At 43.2% G+C, this 16623-nt stretch carries 14 protein-coding genes and 1 other RNA gene; 8 read left to right on the top strand and 7 right to left on the bottom strand.

The window, feature by feature from the left end; translation table 11 throughout:
• Window positions 1-129: 129 nt before the first annotated feature.
• On the top strand, window positions 130-906 hold the full coding sequence (locus BI198_RS04390; protein WP_070048455.1) for a L,D-transpeptidase family protein: 777 nt from the start codon (window positions 130-132) through the stop codon (window positions 904-906).
• A gap of 13 nt (window positions 907-919) precedes the next feature.
• A complete protein-coding gene (locus BI198_RS04385) occupies window positions 920-1717 on the top strand; it encodes a MurR/RpiR family transcriptional regulator (protein ID WP_070048454.1) in 798 nt (265 codons plus the stop codon).
• A gap of 27 nt (window positions 1718-1744) precedes the next feature.
• Here BI198_RS04385 and BI198_RS04380 read toward each other — a convergent pair whose 3' ends face one another.
• Both BI198_RS04380 and BI198_RS04375 read right to left on the bottom strand, forming a co-directional pair.
• Window positions 1745-2839: a dipeptide epimerase gene (locus BI198_RS04380; protein WP_070048453.1), complete on the bottom strand. Its 1095-nt coding sequence runs from the start codon at window positions 2837-2839 to the stop codon at window positions 1745-1747.
• Between the two features lie 11 nt (window positions 2840-2850).
• The gene (locus BI198_RS04375; RefSeq protein ID WP_070048452.1) at window positions 2851-4242 is read right to left on the bottom strand and encodes a C40 family peptidase; all 1392 of its coding nucleotides are present in this window, start codon (window positions 4240-4242) and stop codon (window positions 2851-2853) included.
• A 334-nt stretch (window positions 4243-4576) separates the two neighbouring features.
• On the opposite strand from BI198_RS04375, the gene BI198_RS04370 reads away from it, so the two are divergent.
• Window positions 4577-7423: a TonB-dependent receptor domain-containing protein gene (locus BI198_RS04370; RefSeq protein WP_070048451.1), complete on the top strand. Its 2847-nt coding sequence runs from the start codon at window positions 4577-4579 to the stop codon at window positions 7421-7423.
• A 196-nt stretch (window positions 7424-7619) separates the two neighbouring features.
• Here the strand turns inward: BI198_RS04370 and rnpB are convergent.
• Window positions 7620-8000, bottom strand: an RNA gene (rnpB, locus tag BI198_RS04365) — RNase P RNA component class A.
• A 19-nt stretch (window positions 8001-8019) separates the two neighbouring features.
• Window positions 8020-8871, bottom strand: a complete 852-nt coding sequence (rsmI, locus tag BI198_RS04360; protein ID WP_070048450.1) for a 16S rRNA (cytidine(1402)-2'-O)-methyltransferase — start codon at window positions 8869-8871, stop codon at window positions 8020-8022.
• Between the two features lie 107 nt (window positions 8872-8978).
• Here rsmI and BI198_RS04355 point away from each other — a divergent pair, with 107 nt between their 5' ends.
• The 4 genes from BI198_RS04355 to BI198_RS04340 are packed head-to-tail and all read left to right on the top strand — an operon-like array spanning window position 8979 to window position 12376.
• Window positions 8979-10814 carry a penicillin-binding protein activator gene (locus BI198_RS04355; protein WP_235605238.1) on the top strand — a complete coding sequence of 612 codons (1836 nt, stop codon included), beginning with the start codon at window positions 8979-8981 and terminating at the stop codon, window positions 10812-10814.
• Window positions 10815-10835: 21 nt separating this feature from the next.
• Complete coding sequence (locus BI198_RS04350; RefSeq protein ID WP_070048448.1) at window positions 10836-11180, top strand: YraN family protein; 345 nt, start codon at window positions 10836-10838, stop codon at window positions 11178-11180.
• A gap of 42 nt (window positions 11181-11222) precedes the next feature.
• Entirely contained in the window at window positions 11223-11798 is a 576-nt protein-coding gene (locus BI198_RS04345) for an SIS domain-containing protein (protein WP_070048447.1), read from the top strand.
• Window positions 11799-11806: 8 nt separating this feature from the next.
• Window positions 11807-12376, top strand: a complete 570-nt coding sequence (locus BI198_RS04340) for a BON domain-containing protein (RefSeq protein ID WP_070048446.1) — start codon at window positions 11807-11809, stop codon at window positions 12374-12376.
• A 57-nt stretch (window positions 12377-12433) separates the two neighbouring features.
• Here BI198_RS04340 and BI198_RS04335 read toward each other — a convergent pair whose 3' ends face one another.
• From BI198_RS04335 to BI198_RS04325, 3 genes are all read right to left on the bottom strand, one after another.
• Window positions 12434-13111, bottom strand: coding sequence for a DUF599 domain-containing protein (locus BI198_RS04335; RefSeq protein ID WP_070048445.1), 678 nt, complete (start codon window positions 13109-13111; stop codon window positions 12434-12436).
• Between the two features lie 66 nt (window positions 13112-13177).
• Entirely contained in the window at window positions 13178-14086 is a 909-nt protein-coding gene (rarD, locus tag BI198_RS04330) for an EamA family transporter RarD (protein ID WP_070048444.1), read from the bottom strand.
• An 81-nt stretch (window positions 14087-14167) separates the two neighbouring features.
• Window positions 14168-14620 carry a thioesterase family protein gene (locus tag BI198_RS04325; protein WP_070048443.1) on the bottom strand — a complete coding sequence of 151 codons (453 nt, stop codon included), beginning with the start codon at window positions 14618-14620 and terminating at the stop codon, window positions 14168-14170.
• 129 nt (window positions 14621-14749) lie between these two features.
• On the opposite strand from BI198_RS04325, the gene recQ reads away from it, so the two are divergent.
• Window positions 14750-16573: a DNA helicase RecQ gene (gene recQ / locus BI198_RS04320; RefSeq protein ID WP_070048442.1), complete on the top strand. Its 1824-nt coding sequence runs from the start codon at window positions 14750-14752 to the stop codon at window positions 16571-16573.
• Window positions 16574-16623: the final 50 nt, after the last annotated feature.

Raw genomic sequence — 16623 nt, 5'->3', positions numbered from 1 at the left:
TTGCTGAGTTTTTAAACAAGCCTTGCCAACTTGGAATAAATTATTCAATACTTACTTAAACTGTTAATAACAAATTCGGCGTAAGCTAAACACGTTATCTCTATAACTAAAAGTATCAATGGAGTAAGTATGCGACTTTTTTCAACTCTAGCCTTATGTAGCCTATTAGCCGCATTAGTCAGTACTAGCTTTTTGGTTCAAGCAACAATAAACCATGACAGCCAGCAGTTAGTGCTAGTAATAAGTGATAACTGGGATGCCACTACTGGCACCTTAGTTAGCTATGAAAAACAACAAGACCAGTGGCAAGCAACAGGACTTAGCACAGCGGTTACCTTGGGTAAAAGTGGCAGCGCTTGGGGCTTAGGCTTACACCCCGAACAAAAAGGCCAACAAAAAGTAGAAGGTGATGGCAGAGCGCCAGCGGGCATATTTGCCTTAACCTCCGCATTTGGTTATGCCACACGTGACTTCAGCTTTCCCTATCAGCAGATGCAAACCGGCCATTACTGCGTAGATGTGGCCGATTCTAGTTGGTATAACCAAATTATTGATACTAACCAGACCGGTGCGGCCGCAGCAGTAGGCTCAACTGAGCCAATGCGCCGAGATATTCATAATAATAACGATTTTTTATATAAGCTTGGCGTGGTGGTTGCGCACAACCCAAATAATGTCGCGGGTAAAGGCAGTTGTATTTTTCTGCATTTATGGCGCTCAAACTCTTCGCCAACGGCGGGTTGCACTGCCATGCCAGAGCAGCAACTGGAGACGCTCGTTAGCTGGTTAGATCCAAATAAACAACCATTAATGGTGTTATTGCCGGTTGCCGAGTACCAACGCTTACAAGTTGCATGGCAGCTGCCTTTACTGCCTAAAGCAAGACTTCTACGCATAAAACAATAATAAGGAAGCGGCAATGGTGGCCTTACTGAAAATCCGTGGCATGTTAGAGCAAATGTCAGTTATTGAACGCAAACTAGCTGACTTTATTTTAGAAAACGCTAACTTGCTTCGAGACTATTCATCGCAACAATTAGCGGATGCAGTAGGCACCAGTCAGTCAAGTGTGGTGAAGTTTTGCCAAAGATTAGGTTTTAAAGGCTATCCGGATTTAAAGCTGGCCGTTAATGAAGCTGTTATAACTGCTTCTACGTTAAGCCGAAACGATCATACAACTTCAGAAGCCATGGCCGATGATTTAACGGTACTGGTTGAAAACTTTCAATTTAGTTTAATCACCCACTTACGGGCTATGTTAGAAATTAACGATCAGAAAACGCTACAAGATGCTTATGCGCTGTTGTTAAATGCCAACAGTGTGTTTGTGGCGGGTTATGGTAAGTCAGCAATCGTAGCCCAAGATATGCAGTACCGGTTGTTACAGCTGGGCAAACAAGCGTTATTGCATACTGATCCGTCCATCGCGCTGCAATTAGTCAATAGCTTGCCTGACAGTAGCTTAGTGTTTTTAATTTCAGAGTCAGGCCAAAATAAAGATTTATTAATGCTGGCCAAACATGCGCAACAACGCAATATTCGTTGCTTAAGTTTAACCAGCTATCAATCAAATGCACTAAATAACTTAGCCGATGTGGCTTTGTTTTCGTTAAGCAGTGATGACACCTTGCTCACCAATCCCTTATTAGTGCAAATGGCACAGCAGCACCTGTGCCATATTTTATATTTAATGTTGCAACAAAAGCAGACGAACTAGCCGCACTAGTGTCCTAATTACGCTAGCTTAATCTAGCATTTCTAACCCTTGGATAGCGGTAATACCCAAACCAGGCGCATCTTCGATAGTAATATCGGCATCGTTAAACTTTACGCTACTGGTTACCGGATCAAATAAGCATAACGAAGGGCCATCTAAGTCTATTTTGGTAATCACATCAGATTTAGCGACCGCAACATGCACTGCCGCTGCCACACTAATACTGGCTTCTAGCATACAGCCAATCATGCATTGCATATCGTAAGACGCACAAATATCAGCAATTTTTATGGCGTTGGCAATGCCGCCGGTTTTCATTAGCTTAATGTTGATAATGTCGGCGGCACGCATTTTTATTAAATCAATAACTTCGCGTGGGCCAAAGCTACTCTCATCCGCCATCACAGGAGTGTGCACCCGTTCGGTAATAAACTTTAAGCCTTCCAAGTCATGCGCTTTAACCGGTTGCTCAATCAACTCTAAGCGCACACCTGCACTTTCTAACTTATGTAAGGCATACACCGCTTCTTTCGCCGTCCAGCCTTGGTTGGCATCTAAGCGAATTAATGCTTTGCCTTCTACCGCGGCATAAATAGCTTTTACTCGCTCAATATCCACGCCGATATCTTTACCGACTTTTACTTTTAAGGTTTCAAAGCCGCGATCAATGGCACTTAACGAATCGGCAACCATTTTATCGATATAATCGACACTAATAGTAATGTCGGTGGTAATTTTTGGCACGCCACCACCGAGTATTTTGTATAACGGTGTTTTATAAGACTGGGCAAATAAATCATACACGGCCATTTCTACTGCAGCTTTAGCGCTGTAGTTTTTCATAATACAGCCTTGGATCAGCTTATTAATATGATTGAGATCCGCAATGTTTTGACCAATTAATTTGGGTTTAATCACCGTGCGAATAGCTTCAATAATAGAACCATGAATATCGCCGGTAATCACCGCCGTGGCCGGCGCTTCACCATACCCAATATGGCCGGTATCGGTTTCAACCATCACCACTATGTCTTCAATGGAGTTAACAGTACGTAAGGCGGTTTTAAAAGGGGTTTTTAGCGGCACCCGCAACATACCCAGTCGAATGTCTGTAATTTTCATATAAGCCTCTGTTAACGTAGTGATTTAATAGAGTAAATCACATCAAGATAGGTTTGACTGTGCGATACTTTAAGCGGTAATAACGGCGTGACAAAAACACCATTTAAAATACCTTGGTAATGGCCCGCTGCCGTTTTGTCGTAAGCTAAGCCATGCACGTCGTGAATAATAAAATCTTGGCCGTCACTAGTGCCTAAATACACTGCAACATGACCGGGTAGATACAGCAGGTCACCCACTTGGGCTTGGCTTAATTGCTGTTTTTTTGCTTCGATATCGTTAAGGGGGTTAAATCTGACGTTAACGCCATACTCACCTTTACCTTGCTGAGAGGAGTTACGCGGCATTTTATAGCCAAAGCTACTATAAACCTCGGCCACAAAGCCGGTGCAGTCACGGCCGTTATAATCATGGCCCCAACCATAACGCTCACCGAGAAACTTAAACGCTTGGCTAATAATATTATTAGCGGTAAAGGCTAAATAACCTTGATGTACATCTTGGCTGCGAGCGATTAAAGCTGGAGTAAAATCTAAGCGACCATCCGCTTGGCGAATAGGTAACTGGACAATATGCGAAGCTGCAGGATTTTGACCGTTAACATTGTGGCCAACGTCTTTAGCGCTGAGTAACGGAATGCGCACGCCCATATCCAGCTGTAATTCAGAAATAGCCGGCAAGCTAGGGGTATAAGCAGTGTGGACTTTTGCGCCAGTGACCACTAAAAATGGCTCTTGTTCGGCATAGTCTAATACCTGCTGCCGCTGACCAATAGCGATATCACTGGCTTGTACCCAACCAGTGTAATTAAAACTTTGGACTAAATACCACGCTTTATCCCGACTTTGATGTAATACCGCCACCGGCTCTGCTGGAAATAATCCCGTTTCTTGAAACCGATTTAAATCCACATCATCCGGCTGTTTAAATACTCGGTCATGAGTAGGAAACGCTAATAACATAGTGCGTTTTACTACCAGTGCAAATTGCACTGGATTATTCGGTTTTACACTATCTAGCGCCAGTAATTGTCGGTAGTGTTGCCACGCTTTAGCATCCACCGCACTACCATCGGCATAATAACGTTGGGCTGATGTAATGCTACTAACCTGATTTATGCGGGCTGTTAATTGTTTGGCGCTTAACGCTTGGTTTATTTCTACCAGCGGTTGCATTTCGGCTTGTCGTTTAAAGCTGGCGGCATTTCGGGCCGCTATATCGGCAGGGCTTAGAATAACTTGGTCACCTTGGGCCAATTTCTGCTGCCAATACTGCGGTGCTAACTGCTCAGATTGTAATAACGGCACATCTGAACTAAACGTTATACCTGAGTCAATACCGTTGTTTGCTGCTAATACTGAGCAAGTTAGACAACTTATTAACGAAAAAAATAGGATTTTCATTTATTTACCTTAAAAAACATGCTCTTATACTAAGTGCGCAGTAATGTAGTTAGCCTAAACATACCGTGAAGGAATCAAATATTCCAATTTATTTCAAAATTAAGCATAAATTATTTTCAAAAGAAATAAAATGTTGCTATGTTCAGTTTGTGCACAATTTAAATTTAGTGCATAAAAAAGTAAAAATGGGCAATTAGACCCGCAGTTATACGAAGACTTTTACAACAATGATGCGAATAACTATACAACAACAATATAAAAGCTATCCAAAAACAATAGCGATAAAGTAGCAGCAATAATTTAAAGCGACGCAACGCATTCAGGAGAGAAAGTGATGAAGTTGAACAAGCTCATTCAAGCCCTTGTCCTTGCCGGTCTCAGTAGTCAAGTCTATGCTCAAGAAAATGCACAGCAGACAACAGACACCGCAGCAGATAATGGCAAAGTAGAACGTATTCGAGTCACCGGTTCCAGTATCAAGCGCACAGCACTTGAAGGTGATTTACCTATAACCGTATTTAGCCGCGCAGATATCGATGCTGCCGGTATTACGTCAGCCGAACAGTTACTGATGCAAATGAACATCGCCGGTAATGCGTCTGACAACTTAGCGAGTAATGGTGCAATTGTTGGCGGTCAACAACGCGGCAATAATGGCGTGTCTGGTGCTAACCTGCGAGGCCAAGGTGCTGATGCGACATTAGTGCTATTAAATGGTCGTCGTGTTGCTACTCACGGCTTAAAAGGCAGTGCAGTTGATTTAAACTCAATTCCATTTGCAGCCCTAGACCGAGTTGAAGTGTTACGTGATGGTGCTTCTGCTGTTTACGGTACTGACGCCATTGGTGGTGTTATTAACTTTATCACCAAACGTGATTATACCGGTGGCGTTGTTTCAGCTTTTGCTGACCACACTGAAGCCGGTGGCGGTAATATTTATCGCGCTAACATGTTATTAGGTGCGGGTGACATTAACGAAGATGGCTGGAACATTTTTGGTACCGTTTCTATTAAAACTAACGAAGCCTTAAGAGGCGATCAGCGCGATTTTTCAAATACCTTTCAACCAGACCGAGGTTTATCACCGGATAGCCGAGGCACCCCCTTTGCAACCGTATTTAACCGTGGTAGCAGCCAGCCTAACTTAATTGGTACCGGTTTAATTGACCCTGCAGATGGCTCAACAGTTACCGCAATTAATATTCTAGATTTACCTGGCGCGGCTGGTTGTGAGTCTGCCGGTAAGTTTATGGGGCCTTACGATGATAAATTATGGAGTTCAAATTCATCTAAATATGCTTGTGGTTACGACTATCCTGCAGCGGCACGTATTCAACAACCACAAGAAAGTATTGATTTAATTACCCGCGGTTCATTTCGCATAAACGATAATCACGATGCTTACGTTGAATTTGTGGCATCAAAAGTCGATGTCAGCAAAGTTTTTGAGCCCTATCAAATTTCTCCGGGTTCAACCTTTGGCCCTGATAGTTGGTATCCAAGCACAGGCGAGGCTTATGACCGTATTTATAATGGCCTAGCCGACTACTTTGGCGCAGACCAATTGAATTATGGTGAGTCTATTGCCTATCGTTGGCGTTGTATGGACTGCGGCGGCCGTGAAATTGAAACTAGCACTAAATCTTATCGCTTATTAGCTGCCTTTGAGGGTGTTGTAGCCGATTGGGATTATAACGTGGGTATTTCACGGGCATCAAGTGAGTCAGAATCAACCTTAGGTAATGGTTATTACTTTACCGAACCGCTACAAGCAGCTTTAGGCGGCGGTAATCTAAATCCATTTTTACTCCCTGGCGAAAGCCAAACTGCGGCAGGCATGGCTGCACTAGCTTCGGCCTCAGCGTTTGGCGTTAAGCTTTACGGTGGTGAATCTACCATGACTCAGATTGATGCAACTTTTTCTGGTGAAGTGGGCTTAGAGTTACCTGGCGGTGTGATACAAGCTGCTGTGGGAACTGATTTACGCCGCGAAGAGTATAAATTTAATGGTGATGAGCGCGCAGATACTCGTTCCATATTTCTAGCTCCTTTTGATGACGCCAATGCGCTAGATAAAGTAAGCAGAAATATCAAAGCGGTATTCACTGAAGTGTATTTACCCGTTTTAGACAACTTAGATGTGACTGTCGCCGCTCGTTACGATAAGTACGATGGCTTTGGTAGTACCACTAACCCTAAAGTTTCTTTTAAATACCAACCAATTGAGGCCTTACTATTCCGTGGTGCATTTAGCACTGGTTTTAAAGTACCTTCATTTAACCAACTGTTTAATGGTGTAACTGAATTACCTTATACTGGTTTAGATTTAGCTGATCCCGAAACTTGTCCATCTGGTGTTGCTAATGAAACTACGCCAGGTTGTGAGACCATTCAACCAGATGAAATTTTTGGTGGTAAAGAAAATTTAAAACCAGAAGAATCTGAGCAGAAGAGCTTTGGTTTTGTCGTTGTTCCAACTGATTACTTTAATATGAGTGTCGACTGGTGGGAAATTGAACGGACCAATACTATTCGTTCAGCCTCTCGCGATGTACTAGTTGAAAACTACGATTTATTTAAAGCTAACTGGATACGCGATAGTAGCGGCAAAGTCGTGTCAATTGACCGTCGTTATATTAACTCGGGTGGTACGTTAACCCGTGGTATCGAACTTGATGCTAACCTAACCGGAGAATTAGCCGAAGGTGCGTGGCGGGTTAATTTAAATGGTAGTTACATCAGTACTTTTAAAACTAAAGGTATAGAATCTTTACCATACAGCGAAAACTTGGTTGGTGAATATGTTCGCTTCTTTAACCTGCCAATAAAATGGAAGCACACGCTTAATTTTAGCTATGTGTTAGGTGATTGGGCGCATAATTTAACCCAAGTCTATCGTTCAGGTTATAACGACGAGTTACCCGTTAGTGTTGCTAATGGTAGCTATACACCACCATTATGGGATCCAAAAGTAGATAGCTACACCACCTATAACTACAGTGTCAGTTATAAAGGCATTGATAACTTAGGGGTGACTTTTGGTATTAAAAACCTGTTTGATCAAGACCCACCATTTACTGCGCACCAAAATGACTTTGCTGCCGGTGCGGGTTGGGAAACGCGGATCGCCGATCCACGTGGTCGTGCTTATACCTTGTTACTTGAATACAAATTTATGTAGTCTTAGTTATCAAGCTAAAGCCTAAAATAAAAAACCGCTATTTATAGCGGTTTTTTTATGGTTAAAAATATCTAAATAAAAATGACACTGATTAAAAATAGATGACTCATTCATTTTATTATTAGTAATAAATAATTGGTAATAAACAGCCACAAAAAAACCGCCGTTAGTGCTAACGGCGGTTTTTGTTTAATGTGGTGTGAGTTAGCCATTAAGCCGGGTTCTGTGCTCTGTTGCCAGAGTAGCAATCATTCCTCTAGGACTTAGGTCGCCCTAAGCCTCAAGCAATCTACCCGCTCTCAACGCGGGCCGCGCCAAAGAGAGCCTATTTGATCTTGCTCCGGGTGGAGTTTACCGTGCCACGAACTGTTGCCAGACGTGCGGTGCGCTCTTACCGCACCCTTTCACCCTTACCTGATCCCTAGCTTTCCTAAAAAAGCCAAGGCCATCGGCGGTATACTCTCTGTTGCACTAGTCGTAGGCTCGCGCCCCCCAGGCGTTACCTGGCACCCTGCCCTGTGGAGCCCGGACTTTCCTCCCCTTGCTTACGCAAGCAGCGATTGCCTTGGCCAACTCACGCCGCGATTATACCCGATTTACTCTTCAGTACCAGCCCATTGCAACGCTAGTTTATATAAAGCGTTTTTCTTTTCGTCATGAATTTGTGCTGTAAGGGCGGCGGCTTTCTTTAACGGCAGCTCAGCTAGTAATAATTGCAGGGTTTTTTGTACTGTTTCGCTAACATCACCATCTGGCTTGGGTGTCGGCGCAATCATTAATACCATTTCGCCCTGACAACGTTGTGGGTCGTGTTCTAACCAAGCGGTAATTTGCGCGGCTGTACCGTATTCTATATGTTCAAAAGTTTTAGTTAGCTCTTTGGCTAACACTAGCTCTCGCTCTGGGCCAAACACCTCGGTAACATCTTGCAGCGTGGCTTTAATCCGCCGTGCTGTGTCATAACAAATAATGGTACCCACACCATTTGGCACTGCTGCCAGCTGGGCTTGTCGCTGTAAGCTTTTCGGCAATAAAAAGCCAATAAAATGAAACTTATCGGTTGGCAACCCAGCGGCACACAGTGCGGTTATTAAAGCACAAGGCCCAGGTATTGGGATCACGCGTACCCCAGCAGCCCGACATTGCCGCACTAAGCTATAACCGGGGTCGCTAATTAATGGCGTGCCTGCATCCGATACTAAGGCCACTGACTCACCGGCTAAGCATTTATCAATAATACTGGCGGCTCGGTGCTTTTCGTTATGATCATGTAAGGCAATGGTGCGAGCCGTTATCGATAAGTGCTGCAATAAACGTCCGGTGTGCCTAGTATCTTCAGCTGCTATCCATTGCACTTGTTGCAAAGTGCTAATAGCGCGTTGACTAATATCGTCTAAGTTACCAATTGGCGTGGCAACCACATATAAAGAACCGGTTTCTGTTATCATTTTAGATTAATAATCGCTATTTATTTGAGCTTATCCGACAGTGCCAGTAAGATAAGACTATTATTTTACTATTATCTGGCTGTTGTCTAACTATGGTACTGCGCATTTTGATTTCCAGCAAATTAAAGACCTTATTTTTTATTGGCCTGAGCAGCTTGATTTTTGGTTGTACGCCAAATGTTATTAGCTCCGATCCCGGTCAACCATCGGTAGAAACTAATGACCGCCAAGATGGCCAAAGCGACACGCCATTAGCTCGGGTGCAGTATAAACTAGCCGCTAAATATCAGGGTGAACCACAACACTACCATTTATTAAAGGCGGCCCGATTAGCCATCGCAGAGCAAGATTATTTATTAGCTCTGGCCATTAGCGAAAATTTAAAGCTTAGCCCGTACCCCAAAATTCAAGCCCAAAATAAGCTGATCTTATTGCAAGCTTATATCGCGACAGAACAACAACAAAACTTACAACTTCTGCTTAAAAATACCGAGTTAGAACAAGTGGATGTTGATGATAGAGCTGCTTTCCTGTGGTTTAGCAGTCAATACTTTAGCCAAGAACAACGCCATTTAGCCGCCAGCCGTAATTTATTATTGTTAGCTGACTATGCCAATAGCCAAGCTGATTTTCCCCAATATATGGCGCTGTTATGGCAAAACCTTACGGCTTTAACCGATAGTCAATTGTTGACGTTACAAACTAAGCCAAACCGAGCCAGTAGCAGTTGGCTAGCCTTAGCCGATTTAAGTCGCCGCCATATCGGTCAGCCGGCGCAACTGCAAGCCGCTTATGCCGATTGGCAACGGCGTAATCCTTGGATGGCTAAAACGGAGGCTATGCCTGAAGCGGTACAACAATTACTATTATTACAGCCGTTTCAACCACGTAAAATTGCCGTGTTACTGCCACTTAAAGGCCAGTTTCGCCAACATGCTTTAGCGATTCAATACGGTATTTTAGCCGCAGCCAGTCAAACCAATACCAGCCAAATTGTCTTTATTGATAGTGAACAAAGTCCGGAACAATTGCTGCTGCAATTGACCTCTGAACAAACAGATTTTGTGATAGGGCCATTATTAAAAAACCAAGTTGATGCCATCAGTCAGCTGGAACAATGGACTTGGCCAACGCTATTTTTAAATAGCCAAGATTTGGCGATACCTAGCCGCCCTAACCAGTTTTTCTTTGCCCTAAGCATGGAAGATGAAGCCCAGCAAACCGCGCTATTATTTCAGCAAAAAGATTACCAACAACCGGTAGTCATTAGCGCAGCAAACAATATTAGTTTACGTATGCAGCAGCAGTTTGCGCAATCATGGCAACAACTAGGCCATCCGGCACCGCAACTGTATCAATTTAATGACAAATCCGATTTAGAAGCCTTGATTAATCAACTGCTTGAAACCGGACAAAGTAATGCTAGGGTTAAACAAATAGATAATTTAGTGTCTGATAAAATGCATAGTGATACCCATAGCCGCTTAGATATAGACGCCATTTATTTAATTGCCGATCCGGTACAAACCCAATTATTTAAACCTTTTGTCGATGTCTCGGTAAATGAAACAGCGCCGAAGTTACCCATTTATGCCAGTTCGCGCAGCCATAGCACCAGCTTAGACCGCACCGAGCAACGGGATTTAAATGGCTTAACTTTTACCGAAATGCCTTGGATGCTACCGCTAAAAACTAACCCGGCCTTGCGAGATGAATATCAGCAATTATTTCAAAGCCAAGATGAAAGTCTGCAACGTCTGTTTGCTATGGGCTTTGATGCTTATCGCTTAATTGGTAGCTTGCGCCAACAACAACAGTTAACCTCTATTGTCTTTCCGGGATTAACAGGCCAGTTGCGTTTACATGCCAACGGCAGTATTGTGCGTCAATTAAGTTGGGCTAGATACCACAACAACCGCTTAATTGCGGTGCAAGAGCCCTGATCAGAACATGAATTACACATTTTGATTAATCGCGGCCAGCAATTTGAACTGCTTGCACTTGCTTATCTAGAGCAGCAAGGCTTGCGTTTAATTCAGCAAAATTTTTTATGTAAAGTTGGCGAAATAGATTTGATTATGCAACACGATAAACACCTAGTGTTTGTCGAAGTAAAGTATCGCGCTAGTAAGGCTTATGGCGGGGCAGCCGCTGCCGTAACGGTATCTAAACAGCAAAAGCTGGTACGTACTGCTAAATGGTATTTACAACAACATAAACTAAGCAATACAGCTTGTCGCTTTGATGTTGTTGCCATTGAAGGCTATGAGCCTTATCAGTATCAATGGATACGGAATGCGATTAACTAGCCAACTCTAATAATAAAAGACCGGTTATAACAGGATTCACTCATGCAAGAACATATTCGCCAGCTGTTTAGCGAAAATATCCAAACGATGATTGCCAGTGGCGAAAGCTTAGCCGAACCGTTAGAAAATGCCGCCTTTGTTATGGTGAATAGTTTAATTAATGGCGGTAAAATTATTTGTTGCGGCGAAGGTTCAACCGCAGCATTAGCCAACCATATGAGTGCCTTATTACTAGACCAATTTGAAACAGAGCGTCCTTGTTTACCCGCCTTTGCGCTACAACCGCATCATGCCGGTTTAAACTATAATCCTCAGCGCGATAGTGATTATTTGGCTCGACAAATTAAAGCCCTTGGCCAAACTGACGATGTTCTTTTTGTCATCTCACTCACCACCGCTGAACCTAGCTTAATTAAAGCAGTCGAAGCAGCATTAACTAACGATATGAAAATTATTGCTCTGACGGTAGATAACAGTGGTGAGCTATCAGGTTTACTTAATCAGCAAGATGTAGAGTTGAAAGTACCGCCACACCGCCGAGCACGAATTTTTGAGTGTTATACGTTTTTAATTCATAGTTTGTGTGAACTGACTGATATGACACTTTTTCCACAATAAGGAACATTATGAACAGAACAAAACTGCTAACCGCTTGTGTTTTACTGGCCTTATTACAAGGCTGCGCCGCAGCCGTTGTCGCCGGTGGTGCAACAGCCGTGACATCAGCCAATGATAGACGCACCCTAGGCGCGCAAATAGACGACAAAAACGTAGTGCTTAAAGCGCAGCGCGCGCTAGCGGATAATGCGGCAACCGCCAATGACAGCAATATCAATGCAACTAGCTATAATGGTGTTTTATTACTAACCGGCCAGACCGATAGCGAGCAAACTAAGCAACAAGCTGCAGCTATAGTTAAAACCATTGCTGGTGTGCGCAGCGTGCAAAACCAAATTCGCTTAAGTAGCAATACTTCTATGACCACTCGCACCCGCGATGGCTGGATCTCGACTAAAGTAAAAACGCAACTATTGGCGGATAAGCAAGTTAGTGGCTTAAATATCAAAGTGGTAACCGAAAACGCTGAAGTGTTTTTAATGGGTATTGTTAGCGAACAAGAAGCTAACGTAGCAGTGAATATTGCCCGCCATGTAGATGGTGTATCACGAGTAATTAAAGCCTTTGAAATACGTTAGTTAAAAGCCAAAAATGTATACATAAAATAGGCAGCTTAATAGCTGCCTTTTTTATGTTTAGCAAAGTCGTAACGCTTTTAAAACAGCAGAATGAAATTCGCGTTGTTTAAGTACTGCAACGACGATGACTGACGCGATAATTAATAATAACGGATGAATAAACCAGCTTAAGGCCGCTAATGAAAAGTAAATGGCTCTTAAACCATAGTTAAATGAGTGGCCAGCCTGATCTAGCACTTTAGCGGTGCGGTTGGCATATAACTGTTTTTCTTCATCTGTCATAGCCCGTCCGTCTGGCGCTGCGCCAACTAAAACGCCGCTAAAACCATATTGGCGTAGTGACCAGGTAAATTGAAAGAAGGCAAATACATAAATAAAAGTAATAAATAATATTTTTAATTGCACGCCTGAGCCGGTGGCCGTCGACCAAGGTACTAATTTAGTTAGCATAGCGCTAACTTGATCGGCCGAGCTCATAGCGGTAAGTAAACCGGCCATAATCAATAAACAGCTGGAGGCAAAAAAAGCCACGTTACGCTCTAGAGTAGAAATTAACCCCACATCGGGCATGTTGTTTTCACGCGACAACATTTTACGCATCCAGTCGGTACGTTTGCGCCGAAGTTCATACGACAAGCAACTCTGCACTTTAGCCCGTCGCTTGGCAAACCAGGTATAACCAATCCACAAAGACACAAACCATGTTATGGCAATAATATCGAGTAAATCAGGCATTACAGCATTCCTTTATGGTAAAAAAATGGGCCAAATTAAGCATATAATATTTAATCACGTACATGTTTAAACTATATTACGTAACCGCTTTCGTTGTCGACTTTGTTGCCAAGCATCTACAGTATAAAGTAATAAAGCGATCCAAATTAAACCAAAGGTAAATAAACGTTCTGCAGCAAAAGGTTCATGGTATAACCAAACGCCGAACACAAACATTAAGCTAGGCCCAATATATTGGAAGAAGCCCATAGTAGATAGCTGCAAACGCTGCGCACCGGCAATAAAACATAACAAAGGTACTGTTGTTACAATACCCGCCGCAATTAACCAACCATTTAGCTGCCAGCTATTATTAAATAAATTAACCGCATAGCTATCGGCATATTGCCACCAGTAAAAAAGGGCTAACGGCAGTAATAATAAAGACTCAATAAACAGACCGCTTATTGCATCTACTGCCAGCTTTTTTCGAATTAAGCCATAAATAGCAAAAGATCCGGCTAAACAAAGTGCAATCCAAGGTAAGGAGCCAAAAGTAATCAGTTGAATAGCTACGCCTACTCCAGCCAAAATAACCGCTGCCCATTGCAGCTTACGTAACTTTTCTGCTAAAAACACCATGCCAAGCAGCACATTTAATAGCGGATTAATATAATAGCCCAAGCTAGCATCCAGCATATGATTGCTATTAACCGCCCAAATAAATAAGCCCCAATTAGCGCCTAACAGCACAGAGCAAAGTAACAGAATACTCAGTGTTTTGGGCTGGCGCATAATTTGAATTACCCGACCGCCCTGCTTTAACACTATGAGTATTAAAAATAATAAAACAAACGACCAAATAATTCGATGGACTAATATTTCTATAGCGGGAATTGTTGCAATTTGTTTGAAATAAATGGGGGCAATGCCCCATAGACTATAAGCGGTGGCAGCAAAAATACCACCAAGCTTTTGTTGTTTGGTTAACGACATTAACACAGGCTCCGAAGGTGAGCCGGTATTGTACGCTAAAACGATAGGTTATAACTATGAACTATGCAGGCAATTTATAGCCTAGCCTACCAAATAAGTGCCCGTACCCACCGCTATATGCACACCTAGCTCATTATGCAGTTCCATGCGGCATACCGCGACCTTATTACCTGAGCGAATCACTTGGGCACTAGCCACAAAACTTTCCCCCCGACCCGGGCGTAAATAATCGGTACGAATATCAATCGTGCTCATTTTACCTAATCTAGCGGCCAGCTCTGCCGGTTCAACATCGGTTAACCGGCCAAGGGCGCTAGACACCGCCATAATTCCGCCAGCCGTATCTAAAACCGAGCTAATCACACCACCATGTAAAATATGTTGTAGCGGATTACCCACTAGCGTATCGGACCAAGCAAAACTAACTTCTACTTTCTCGCTAGAAAAGTGGCTAACATGCAATCCTAATAAGCGATTAAATGGCATTTGATCAAAAGCTTGAGAAATAAAAGGTAATAAGGCGCTAGTTGACATATCGCTTCCAGATATAAATTGATTAAGTGTGAATAACCAAGTTAACCCTAGCGGCTTTTGTTGGCAAGCATGTACTTTCTGCTAATTGTCATTACAATAGCCGCAGATTTTATTAATTGATTGTGATCCGTGACTGCTGATTTATTACCCCTTTTAAAACAAAATTTTGGTTTTTCTGAATTTCGCGATGGCCAAGCCGAAGTGATCTCGGCAACCCTGCAAGGCCGTGACAGTTTTGTATTAATGCCTACGGGAGGTGGTAAGTCACTTTGTTATCAATTACCTGCGCTTACTATGCCTTTAGTAACCATAGTGGTTTCGCCATTAATGTCGCTAATGAAAGATCAGGTCGATGCGCTAAAAGCCAATGGTATTGCCGCTGAATTTATCAATAGTAGTTTAAGCCGAGAAGATATTTTAAGCGTATTCGCGCGACTGCGCCGCGGCGAATTAAAGTTATTATACTTGGCGCCAGAGCGTTTATTACAACCGGCTTTCTTAACTCGGTTAGAAGACGTTGGCGTAAGCTTATTTGCTATTGATGAAGCCCACTGTATTTCACAATGGGGCCATGACTTTCGTCCCGATTACATGGCACTAGCGATATTAAAGCAACGTTTTCCTCAGGTGCCTATTATGGCGCTTACCGCAACAGCCGATGCCGCAACTCGGCACGACATTATGCAACAATTAACACTGCAGCAGCCGTATGTTAATCAAGGTAGCTTTGATCGGCCGAATATTCGCTACACAGTACAAGAAAAATTTCACCCTTTAGAACAAGTCATCAGTTTTTTACAACGCCAAGAAGGCGCAGCCGGTATTATCTATTGTGCCTCAAGGCGCAAAGTGGACGAGCTGACCGAGCAATTAAAACAGCGCGGTTATAATGCTGCCGCTTACCATGCTGGCTTAAGTAACGAACAGCGAGATAAAGTACAAGATGCCTTTAAACGCGATGACCACCAGCTAATCGTTGCTACCGTAGCTTTTGGCATGGGGGTAAATAAATCCAATATCCGCTTTGTTATCCATTACGAGTTACCACGGACAATTGAAGCTTATTATCAAGAAACCGGCCGCGCCGGTCGAGATGGTGTGGCTGCTGAGGCCATGATGTTATTTGACCCTGCAGACATTGGTCGAATGAAGCGCTGGTTAGATGCCGAGCCGAATCAGCAACGGGCTGAAGTGAGCTGGCAACGATTTTTAGCTATGGCAGCTTTTGCCGCCGCTCAAACTTGCCGCCGTTTAGTATTATTAAACTACTTTGGCGAAGCTAGGCAACAGCCTTGTGGCAATTGCGATACCTGTTTACAACCCCCGCAACAATTTGATGGCTTAGAGCTAGCACAAAAAGCGCTGTCTTGTGTTTATCGCGTCGGCCAACGCTTTGGTATGCATCATGTTATTGATGTATTACGGGGCAGTCAAAGTCAAAAAATTATCGAAATGGGCCATGATAAACTCTCTACCTGGGGCATTGGTAAAGAGCAAACTCATGACTATTGGCTAAGTATATTGCGCCAGCTTATTCACTTTGGTTTACTGCAACAAGATATTACCGCCCATTCGGTATTAAAATTACAACCTGCTGCCAGAACAGTATTGCGCGGTGAAGTATCGCTATCTTTAGCTGAACCCAGAATAGAAACTGCTAAGCGCGAGCCAGAACGTTTAGTAAAACAAAATTATGATAGAGCGCTATTTGCCAAGCTTAGAGCCTTACGCAAACATATTTCAGCGCGTGATGATGTCGCACCTTTTGTCGTTTTTAGTGATGCGACCTTAATTGATATGTGTCAGCAGTTACCCACCGATAATAACAGTATGCTAGCGGTGTCGGGTGTCGGCCAAACTAAGTTGGCGCGTTATGGCGCAGATTTTATTGATGAAATAAGCGATTATTTAGCCGAAGACAATCAGCCACCAGTAGGTAAACTGACGAGATAAAGTGACGAGAGCAAGGCAAAGAGTGCTGTTTAATTTGCCATGCTCGGAAC

This window comes from Rheinheimera salexigens (genome assembly GCF_001752395.1).
Taxonomy (GTDB): Bacteria; Pseudomonadota; Gammaproteobacteria; order Enterobacterales; family Alteromonadaceae; genus Alishewanella; species Alishewanella salexigens.
Note: the sequence above shows the minus strand (reverse complement) of the source record. Positions and strands in the feature narration are given on the sequence as shown.